The organism is Kineococcus esterisolvens (assembly GCF_050871405.1).
Classification (GTDB): domain Bacteria; phylum Actinomycetota; class Actinomycetes; order Actinomycetales; family Kineococcaceae; genus Kineococcus.
Genome location: NZ_JBJLRI010000017.1, coordinates 54837 through 64240, shown reverse-complemented (window position 1 = coordinate 64240; position 9404 = coordinate 54837). Strand labels below are relative to the sequence as shown.

At 76.5% G+C, this 9404-nt stretch carries 9 protein-coding genes; 6 read left to right on the top strand and 3 right to left on the bottom strand.

The window, feature by feature from the left end; all coding sequences use genetic code 11:
- The 5 genes from ACRYR8_RS08175 to ACRYR8_RS08155 form a co-directional block, all read left to right on the top strand.
- Positions 1 to 1141, top strand: a 1141-nt coding sequence (locus tag ACRYR8_RS08175) for a GuaB1 family IMP dehydrogenase-related protein (protein ID WP_432483898.1), incomplete at its 5' end; no start/stop codon positions are given.
- A gap of 53 nt (positions 1142 to 1194) precedes the next feature.
- On the top strand, positions 1195 to 2025 hold the full coding sequence (locus ACRYR8_RS08170; RefSeq protein ID WP_432483897.1) for an alpha/beta fold hydrolase: 831 nt from the start codon (positions 1195 to 1197) through the stop codon (positions 2023 to 2025).
- A gap of 103 nt (positions 2026 to 2128) precedes the next feature.
- The gene (locus ACRYR8_RS08165) at positions 2129 to 3370 is read left to right on the top strand and encodes an acetamidase/formamidase family protein (RefSeq protein WP_432483895.1); all 1242 of its coding nucleotides are present in this window, start codon (positions 2129 to 2131) and stop codon (positions 3368 to 3370) included.
- Positions 3371 to 3521: 151 nt separating this feature from the next.
- Positions 3522 to 4958 carry a hemolysin family protein gene (locus ACRYR8_RS08160; RefSeq protein ID WP_432483894.1) on the top strand — a complete coding sequence of 479 codons (1437 nt, stop codon included), beginning with the start codon at positions 3522 to 3524 and terminating at the stop codon, positions 4956 to 4958.
- Positions 4955 to 5995, top strand: coding sequence for a hemolysin family protein (locus tag ACRYR8_RS08155; RefSeq protein WP_432483893.1), 1041 nt, complete (start codon positions 4955 to 4957; stop codon positions 5993 to 5995). The genes ACRYR8_RS08160 and ACRYR8_RS08155 overlap by 4 nt, the downstream gene beginning before the upstream one ends.
- A 36-nt stretch (positions 5996 to 6031) precedes the next feature.
- Here ACRYR8_RS08155 and ACRYR8_RS08150 read toward each other — a convergent pair whose 3' ends face one another.
- A complete protein-coding gene (locus ACRYR8_RS08150) occupies positions 6032 to 6445 on the bottom strand; it encodes a PRC-barrel domain-containing protein (protein WP_432483892.1) in 414 nt (137 codons plus the stop codon).
- 80 nt (positions 6446 to 6525) lie between these two features.
- Between ACRYR8_RS08150 and ACRYR8_RS08145 the strand changes: the two genes are divergently transcribed.
- Positions 6526 to 7458, top strand: a complete 933-nt coding sequence (locus tag ACRYR8_RS08145; protein WP_432483891.1) for a hypothetical protein — start codon at positions 6526 to 6528, stop codon at positions 7456 to 7458.
- 12 nt (positions 7459 to 7470) lie between these two features.
- Here the strand turns inward: ACRYR8_RS08145 and ACRYR8_RS08140 are convergent, their stop codons facing one another.
- Positions 7471 to 8463 carry an NAD(+)/NADH kinase gene (locus tag ACRYR8_RS08140; RefSeq protein ID WP_432483890.1) on the bottom strand — a complete coding sequence of 331 codons (993 nt, stop codon included), beginning with the start codon at positions 8461 to 8463 and terminating at the stop codon, positions 7471 to 7473.
- A 50-nt stretch (positions 8464 to 8513) separates the two neighbouring features.
- Positions 8514 to 9374, bottom strand: a complete 861-nt coding sequence (locus tag ACRYR8_RS08135; RefSeq protein WP_432483889.1) for an ABC transporter ATP-binding protein — start codon at positions 9372 to 9374, stop codon at positions 8514 to 8516.
- Positions 9375 to 9404: the final 30 nt, after the last annotated feature.

Here is a 9404-nt window from a genome sequence, read left to right as displayed (position 1 = left end):
CACCACCGACACGGTCCCAGACGCCGTGACCCTGCTCCCCACGCGCCCCCACGGCGCCGCGGTCGTCGGCGACGACGACCGGCACGTGCTCGGCGTGGTGACCGGCGCCGACTGCGCCGGCGTGGACCGGTTCACGCAGGTCGGCTCCGTGATGAGCTCCTCGCCGGTGGCGCTGGAGGCCGGTGTCGTCGAGCGCGAGGGCCTCGAGGCCGCCTTCGACGTCCTGCACACCGCCCGGCACCGCTTCGCGCCCGTGGTGCGAGACGGGGTGCTCGCCGGGGCGCTGACCCGCAGGGGCGCGCTGCGCTCCACCGTCTACGCCCCGGCGCTGGACGCCGCCGGGCGGCTGCGCGTGGGGGCCGCGGTGGGCATCAACGGCGACGTCGCGGGCAACGCCCGGGCGCTGCTGGCGGCCGGGGTGGACGTGCTCGTCGTGGACACCGCCCACGGCCACCAGGACAAGATGCTCGAGGCGCTGGCCGCCGTGCGCTCCCTGGACCCGCGCGTACCGGTCGTCGCCGGCAACGTCGTCACCGCCGCCGGGGTGCGCGACCTGCTGGACGCGGGCGCCGACGTCGTCAAGGTCGGCGTGGGCCCCGGCGCGATGTGCACCACCCGGATGATGACCGGCGTGGGCCGTCCGCAGTTCTCCGCCGTCCTGGAGTGCGCGCGCGCCGCCCGCGAGGCCGGCGGCCACGTGTGGGCCGACGGCGGAGTGCGCCACCCCCGCGACGTCGCCCTCGCCCTGGCGGCCGGAGCCAGCCAGGTCATGGTGGGCTCCTGGTTCGCCGGCACCCACGAGAGCCCCGGCGACCTGGCGGTCGACTCGGACGGGCGCCCCTACAAGGAGAGCTTCGGCATGGCCTCCGCCCGCGCGGTGGCCGCCCGCACCCGGGCCGACTCCCCGTTCCAGCGCGCCCGCAAGGGCTTGTTCGAGGAGGGCATCTCCTCCTCGCGCATGCACCTGGACCCGGCCCGCCCCGGCGTGGAGGACCTGATCGACCAGATCACCGCCGGGGTCCGCTCCTCCTTCACCTACGTCGGCGCCCGCACGGTCGCGGAGTTCGCCGAGCGCGCCGTGGTGGGCCTGCAGTCCCCGGCCGGCTACGAGGAGGGTCGCCCGCTGCCCGCGGGCTGGTGACGACCGGTGAGCGGGCCGGTGGGCGCCGCCCGGGGGCGGCAGGGGGTGGTGCGGTGATCCTCGAGGGGGTGCGCCGCGCGGACGGCTCGCCCGTCGAGGTCGTCACCGGCGGTGCCGGGCCCGGCCTCGTCCTCGTGCACGGCGCCCGCCCGGCGGCCGACCACGACCGGCTCGCCGAGCGGCTGGGCGCCCGCTTCACCGTGCACCGCTACGACCGGGAGGTGGCCGGGCGCGCCGGCGCGCGCTACGCAGTGGCGGACGACGTCGCCCTGCTCGGGGCGGTCCTGGCGGCCACCGGCGCGCGCAGGGTGCTCGGGCACGGCCTCGGCGGCCTGGTGGCGCTGCTCGCCACCGGCGGGCTGCTGGAGCGCCGCATCGACCGGGTGGCCGTCTACGACGCGGTGCTGCCGCTGGACGGCGCGGTGCCGGAGGAGGCGCTGGAGCAGGCCGCGCGGGCGCTGGCGACGGGCTCGCCGGACCTGGCGCTGGCCCACCTGGACCGGCACCTGCGCACCGGCTCCCTGGGCCTGACCGCCGCCGGTCGCTCCGAGCGGGTGCAGCGGCTCGTCGGCGGGGTGCTGGCCCGCACCGGGTGGGGGCGCTCGACCGCCGCGCGGCTGCCGCAGGTGCTGCAGGAGACCCGCGCGGGGCTGCAGCTGGACTCCCCGGTCGGCGCCTACGCCGGTCTGCCCGTCCGGGCCCTGCTGCTCACGGGCGAGCGCAGCCCCGGGTACTTCCGCGTCGCCGCGACGGAGTTCGCGGCCGCCGTGCCGTCGGCGACGGCCCTCGTGGCCGGCGGGTGCGGGCACGACTCGCTGCTGCGGGCGGCGCGCCGGTGCGTCGATCCGCTGGTCGCCTTCCTGGCGGGGGACACTCTCTTCTGAGCCGTGCGCCGGTGAGCACCTCGTCACGCGGGCGAAACGGCTCGTCACCCGCGCGAAACGGGCGGGAAACCCGCGCGGAACGCGCCGTTGGTGCAGTGCGCCCGTGACCACCCCGCACCCCCGCCGCCGTTCCCTCCTGGCGGCCGCCGCCGGCCTGTCCGCCGTCCCGGCCGCCCTGTCCACCGCCGGTGCCGCCACCGCGAGCCCCGGGGCCGCCGCGCTGCGCACCCTGCAGTCCGGACGCGGTCCCCGCCGCGGCACGTACGTACCCTCCGTCGCCGAGAACGTCCTGTGGGGCCGGCTCCCCAACCGGGACACCGAGCCGGTCGCCGTGGTGCGCTCCGGCGCCGTCGTCACCCTCGACACCGTCTCCCACGAGGGCGTCCTGGAGGACCAGGGCCAGGACCCGCTGGGCTACTTCACCTCGTTCGGGGTGGACGAGCGCGACGTCCTCGACGACGCCGTGCAGATCGCCGCCCGCGTCCCGCACGACGGCCCCGGCCCCCACGTCGTCAGCCGCCCCGTCGCCGTCGCCGGCGCCGAGCCGGGCGACGTGCTCAAGGTCGAGGTGCTCGACCTGGCGCTGCGGGTGCCGTACGGCGTGATCTCCAACCGCCACGGCAAGGGCGCCCTGCCCGACGAGCTGCCCGGTGCCTGGCAGGACGACCCCGCCCTGGCGGAGTACTTCAACGCCGGCGGCAACGTCAGCGTCTTCACCCCCGTCGCCGCCTCCGGCGGCGACCTCGTCGGGGTGCTGCCCGGGGCCGCGGGGCCGCGCTTCCCGCTGGCGCCGTTCCTCGGGATGATGGGCGTCGCCCGCGACACCTCCGCGGTGGTCGACTCCGTGCCGCCGACCGTCGCCGGCGGCAACATGGACGTCAAGGACCTCGTCGTCGGCTCCACGCTGTACCTGCCGGTGCAGGTGGCCGGGGCCATGTTCTTCGTCGGGGACCCGCACATGGCGCAGGGCCACGGCGAGGTGGCGCTGACCGCGATGGAGGGTTCGCTGCGGGCCACGGTCCGCCTGAGCGTCGTGCGCCCCGGCGACGGCGCGCCGCGCATCGCGGGGGAGTACCCGTTCGCCGAGACCCCCGAGCACTGGATCCCCGTGGGCCTGTCCGACCCCGACGGCCCCGAGGGGGGCGGCAACGGCACCGACCTCGGCGAGGCGATGCGCGTGGCCGTGCGCAACGCGATGTCCTTCCTCACGGAGGACCTCGGCCTGCCGGGACCGGTGGCCTACGCCTACCTCAGCGCCGCCGGTGACTTCCACGCCTCCCAGGTCGTGGACCGCACCGTCGGCGTGCACGCGACCCTGCGCAAGTCCGACTTCGGCGCGCTCTGAGCGACGGGGGCCTCCCGCGCGGCGCGGGAGGCCCCGCGAGCGGGCGCGCTGCGGCCGGATCCTCCTAGAATCACGGCGTCATGGACTCATCTCCCGGGCCGCGCAGCGGCCCCCCTCTCCATCCCTGCCCGACGCCGCCCGGGGAGCCGACGTGATCGTCGAGTGGCTCCTCCTGCTCGTCGGGGTCCTCCTCACCCTCGGCACGGCCGTCTTCGTCGCCGCCGAGTTCGCCTTCGTCACCCTCGACCGCTTCGCGGTCGAGAAGGCGGCGGAGAGCGGCGACCGCCGCGCAGCCGGCGTCCTGCCGGCCCTGCGCACCCTGTCCACGCAGCTGTCCGGCGCCCAGGTGGGCATCACGCTGACCACGCTGCTGCTGGGCTACCTCATGGAGCCGTCGCTGTCGGCGCTGCTCGACGTGCCGCTGACCGCCGCGGGCCTGTCCGCCGGTGCGGTTGGCACGGTCTCCGCCGTCTCCAGCGTCGTCATCGCCACCTTCTTCTCCATGGTCGTGGGCGAGCTGGTCCCCAAGAACCTCGCCCTCAGCCTGCCGCTGCCCACCGCAGGCGTCGTCGCACCCCTGCAGCGCGGCTTCACGTGGGCGACGGGCCCGCTCATCCGGGTCCTCAACGGCAGCGCCAACCGGTTCCTGCGCGCCATCGGCGTCGAACCGCAGGAGGAGCTCTCGGGGGCCCGCTCCGCCCGCGAGCTCGCCTCGCTGGTGCGCCGGTCCGCCGACATGGGGACCCTCGACCAGGGCACCGCCAACCTCCTCAGCCGCACCCTCGTCTTCGGCGACCAGACCGCCGCCGACGTCATGACCCCCCGCGTGCGCATGGAGGCGGTGCGCCTGGACGACACCGCCGCCGACGTCGTCGCCCTCGCCCGCACCACGGGCCACTCGCGCTTCCCCGTCACCGGCGAGGACGACGACGACGTGCGCGGCGTCGTGCACGTCAAGGCCGCCGTGGCCGTGCCCGTCGAGCGGCGCCAGGAAGTGCCCGCGGCGGCCCTGATGGCCGACGTGCGGCGGGTGCCGGACTCCCTGCGCCTGGAGCCGCTGCTGCTGCAGCTGCGGCAGAAGGGCCTGCAGTTCGCCCTCGTGGTCGACGAGTACGGCGGTACCGCCGGGGTCGTCACCCTGGAGGACCTCGTGGAGGAGATCGTCGGCGACGTGTCCGACGAGCACGACCGCGATCGCGGCGGGCTGCGCCAGCACCGCGACGGCTCCTGGACCGTGCCGGGCCTGGCCCGCCCCGACGAGGTGCAGGACCACACCGGCGTGGAGGTCCCCGAAGCGCCCGAGTACGAGACCCTCGGAGGCTTCGTCATGGCCCGCCTGGCCCGCATCCCCGCCGTCGGCGACGAGGTCGCCGTCGGCGGCGCCGTCCTGCGGGTCACCCGCATGGAGGGCCGTCGCGTGGACCGGTTGCGGCTGCGCACGCGCCCGGCGGTCCCCGAGGCCCAGGCCGGCGCCCACGCCGCCTCCCTGCCCGCGCGCACCCGTGCCGCCGGCAGCCCGGACGGCGCACCCGACGCTGTACCCACCGGTGCCCGCGCGGCCTCCACCACCACGGGGGGACGTTCGTGAGCACCGGAGCCTCCCTGCTGGTGGGCCTGCTGCTGCTGCTCGGCAACGGCTTCTTCGTCGGCGCCGAGTTCGCGGTGCTGTCCGCGCGGCGCAGCCAGATCGAGCCGCTGGCCCCGACCAGCGCGCGCGCCCGCTCCGCGCTGTCGGCGATGGAGCACGTCTCCCTCATGCTGGCGACCTGCCAGCTCGGCGTGACGCTGTGCTCCCTCGGCCTGGGCGCCGTCGCCGAACCGGCCCTGGCGCACCTGCTGGAGCCCCTCTTCGAGGCCGTGCACCTGCCGCACGCCCTGGTGCACCCGGTCGCGGTGGTCATCGCCCTGACCGTCGTGGTGTACCTGCACGTGGTCGTCGGCGAGATGATCCCGAAGAACCTCAGCATCGCCGGCCCGGACCGCGCCGTGCTGCTGCTGGCCCCGCCGCTGGTGGCGATCGGCCGGGCGATCGGCCCGCTGATCCGGGCGCTCAACGGCATCACGAACGCCGTGCTGCGCCTGGTGGGCGTGGAACCCAAGGACGAGGTCGCCAGCGCCTTCACCGTGGAGGAGGTGCAGTCGATCGTCGCCGAGAGCCAGCGCGAGGGCACCCTCGACGACTCCGGCGGCCTGGTCAGCGGGGCGCTGGAGTTCTCCGACCGCAGCGTCGGGGAGATCGCCGTGCCGCTGCAGGACCTGCGCACCGTGACCGTGGGCGCCACGCCGGCGGACGTGGAGGCGCTGGTGGCGCGCACCGGCTTCAGCCGGTTCCCCGTCCTGGACCCCTCCGGCGAACTGCACGGCTACCTGCACCTGAAGGACCTGCTGTACGCCGACGACGAGCGCTACCACCAGCCGGTGCCGGACAAGCGCATCCGCCAGCTCGGGACGCTGCGCGACGGCGAGGAGGTCGAGGACGCCCTCGCCTCGATGCGCCGCACCGGCGCTCACCTGGCGCGCGTCGTCGACGCGCACGGGCGGGTCACGGGCGTGGTGTTCCTCGAGGACGTCATCGAGGAACTCGTCGGCGAGGTCCGCGACGCCACCCAGCGCGCCCGTGCCTGACGCGGGCGCCCCGGGTGGCGCGCAGCGCGGGGACGCTCAGCGGCGCGCCAGGCGGCGCCCGCTGGGCGTGTCCGCGGGGGAGTACGCCATGCCGTAGTGGGCGTAGAGGCGCGGCTCGTCGTCCGGCCCCAGCTCCTCGTCGGTGCCGAACTCCGGGGAGGCCTTCACGGTCTCCTTGGGGAAGGCGACCCGGATGTCGTGGCGCCCCACGGCCGCCTGGTCCAGCGGGACCATCACCACCTTCTTGAACCCCAGCACCCCCGTCTCGACGGCGGCGAACAGCCACTCGTCGGTGGCGGCGTCCACGTACACCGACGCCAGCGTCCCGATCTTCTGATCGGTCACGTCGGTGACGGCGGCGCCCTTCCACTGGTTGAGGTCCTGCACGAGGATCGTCATGGCGCCACTGTGGCCGAGGCCGCCGCGGGCGGCCACCGCTGGTGTGCTCACCGGGGCTCCACGAACCCTCCCCGAGGCGGCGTCCGCCGGTGGCCGGAGGTGCCGCCGCGGGGTGGGACGATGGGCGCAGGATGAGCGAGCAGACCCCCGAGCGCAACCGCTTGAAGATCAACTGGGTGCAGATCGCCGGTGGAGCCCTGGCGGCGGCCACCTCGGCGATCCTGCTCGCCGGACTGCGCAGCCTGGGACCCCTGAGCACCCTGGTGGGCGCGGCCGTGGGCAGCATCGCGGCCTCCACGGCGGCGGCCGTCTACAACCACTACCTCGACACCAGCCGCGCCCGGCTCGCCGAGGTCGCGCGCCGGGCCCGTGAGCGCCGCGAGGACCCCTCCCCGGTCCCGGCGGCGCAGGACGAGCACCCCGAGCGGACGGACCCGCCGGTCGCGCCCGACCCCGGTCCCGCGCCCGACCCCGGGTTGGTGCCCGCGCCGGTCACCGGGCGGCGCTTCGGCGCCCGGCACGCGGTGCTGCTCGGCGTGCTCGCCTTCGTGATCTCCGTCGGCGGCATCGCCGTCTACGAGCACGTCGAGGGCCGCAGCGTCGCAGCGCAGCGCCAGGGCCAGGAGTCGGACGTGAGCACGAGCATCGTGGGCGGTTCGCTGACGCAGCAGCCCGCCACCCCGTCCGCCGAGCCCACGAGCCCCACCACCGCGGGGACGACCACCGCGACGACCACCGCGACGACCACCGCGACGGGCACCGCGACGGGCACCGCCAGCACCGAACCCACCGCCACGGCCACCGCGACCCGGAGCGCCACCGCGTCCGGCACGGCCGAGCCGACCGCGCGGGCGACCACGCCCGCGGCGACCCCCAGCGCCACGGCCGGCGCGACGGCCACGGACGGCGGGTCGGGCAGCGGCTCGGGTGGGGCCGCCGGCACGAGCGCGGGCGCCGGGGCGCCGGGGGCCGACGTCGCGGCCGCACCGAGCCCGGCCGCCACCGCGACCCCCAGCACGGCGGCCGACGCAGCGGCCGACGCGGAGCCGACCTCCGCCCCCTGAGCGGCGACCGCCTCAGCGCGGGTGCTGGTGGGGGTGCGGGGTGTCCGGCCCCGCGGCCTCGTGGCGGCGCATGCCCTGCGGCACCAGTTCCAGCATCTCGTCGGGCAGCAGGGGCAGGTCCAGCAGGCTCAGCTTCACCCGCGCGCGCCGGCCGTGCCCGGCGGCGTCCAGGCGGATGACGTGCCCGGCCTCGCGCTCGGCGCGCACCTCGACCACCGAGCCCACGGCCAGCTCGCCGCAGGCGATGCCGTCGACCTCCAGCACCGGCGGCCCCGAGGACTCCAGCAGCTCCAGCCGCACCGGCTCGTCGACGCCCAGCACGATCGGCCTGCCGATGCCGGACATGGGCGCCACGGGCGTGACGACGAGGGCGTCGGCCCCGGGGGAGACCACCGGGCCGCCGGCGGCGTAGCTGTAGGCGGTCGAGCCCGTGGGGGTCGCCAGGACCACCGCGTCGCAGCGCAGGTAGCCGATGCGCTGGTCGGCCACCGACAGCGCCGCCACCACGGTGCCGCGGCCCGGGGTGCGGGCCAGCGCCACGTCGTTGAAGGCGACGTGCTCGCGGCCCGGCCCGCTCAGGCGCAGGCACAGGTGCGGCTCGACCGTGAAGTCGCCGGCGGTGATGCGCTCCAGCGCCCCGGGCAGCTCCCGCGGCTCCAGCTCCACGAGGAAGCCCAGGTGGCCCAGGTTCACCCCCAGCACGGGGATGCGGCGGCCCACCACCAGGCGCAGCGCCCCCAGCATCGTGCCGTCCCCGCCCAGGCTGACCACGGCGTCCACCGTGCGGGCGAACTCCTCCTCGCCCACCAGGACGACGTCCGCGCACCGCTCGCCGAGGCGGGCAGCGTCCGCGCGCAGGCCGACGACCTCGTCGCCGTGCCCCCGGGCCCAGTCCAGCACGAGGGAGACGTGCGCGGTCACGTCGCGGGTGGGGTGGACCACCAGGCCCAGGCGCTTGCCGCCCCGGGCTCCGACGGACGGCGCGGTCGGCACGGCGGGGGGCACGGCGCCCACGCTACTGCCCACCCCCCTCGCGCCCCGGACCGTGCCGGGGCTCAGACCGCGACGGCCCGCGGCCCGCGGCCCGCGCGCGCCCGCGGCACCACCAGCGGGGTGCCCGTCTCGGGGTCGGGGACGACCACGCAGGGCAGGCCGAAGACCTCCTCGACGAGCTCGGCGGTGACGATCGCCGAGGGCTCGCCCTCGGCGACGACCCGCCCCTCCTTCAGGGCCACGAGGTGGGTGGCGTAGCGGCAGGCGTGGTTCAGGTCGTGCAGCACCGCCACGAGGGTGCGGCCCTGCTCCTCGTGCAGCTGCGCGCACAGGTCGAGGACCTCGATCTGGTGGGCGATGTCCAGGTAGGTGGTCGGCTCGTCCAGCAGCAGCAGCGGCGTCTCCTGGGCCAGGGCCATGGCGATCCACACGCGCTGGCGCTGCCCGCCGGACAGCTCGTCGACACCGCGCTCGGCGAGCTCCAGCACCCGGGTGGCGGCCATCGCCGCGTCCACCGCGCGCTCGTCGTCGCGGGTCCACTGCCGCAGCAGCTTCTGGTGCGGGAAGCGCCCGCGGGCCACCAGGTCGGCGACGGTGATGCCGTCCGGGGCCGTCGCCGACTGCGGCAGCAGCCCCAGGCGGCGGGCCACCTCCTTGGAGGGCAGCGACTGGATGACGGAGCCGTCGAGGTAGACGTGGCCCCGATCGGGGGTGAGCATCCGAGCCAGCGCGCGCAGCAGGGTGGACTTGCCGCAGGCGTTGGGGCCGATCACGACGGTGAAGGAGCCGTCGGGCACGTCGACGCCCAGGCCGGTGGCGATGGTGCGGTCGCCGTAGGCGAGGGTCAGGTCCTCCCCGCGCAGGCGGTTGCCGCCGGGGGTCCCGGGGCCGGCCCCGGTGGTGGTGCGCGCGTCCTTCGCCACTGCTCAGCCGTTCCTCGTCGTCGTCGCGGT

Coding starts and splice junctions, on each gene's coding strand:
- ACRYR8_RS08145 (WP_432483891.1), top strand. CDS start 6,526: ATGAGCGAGCAGACCCCCGAGCGCAACCGCTTGAAGATCAACTGGGTG.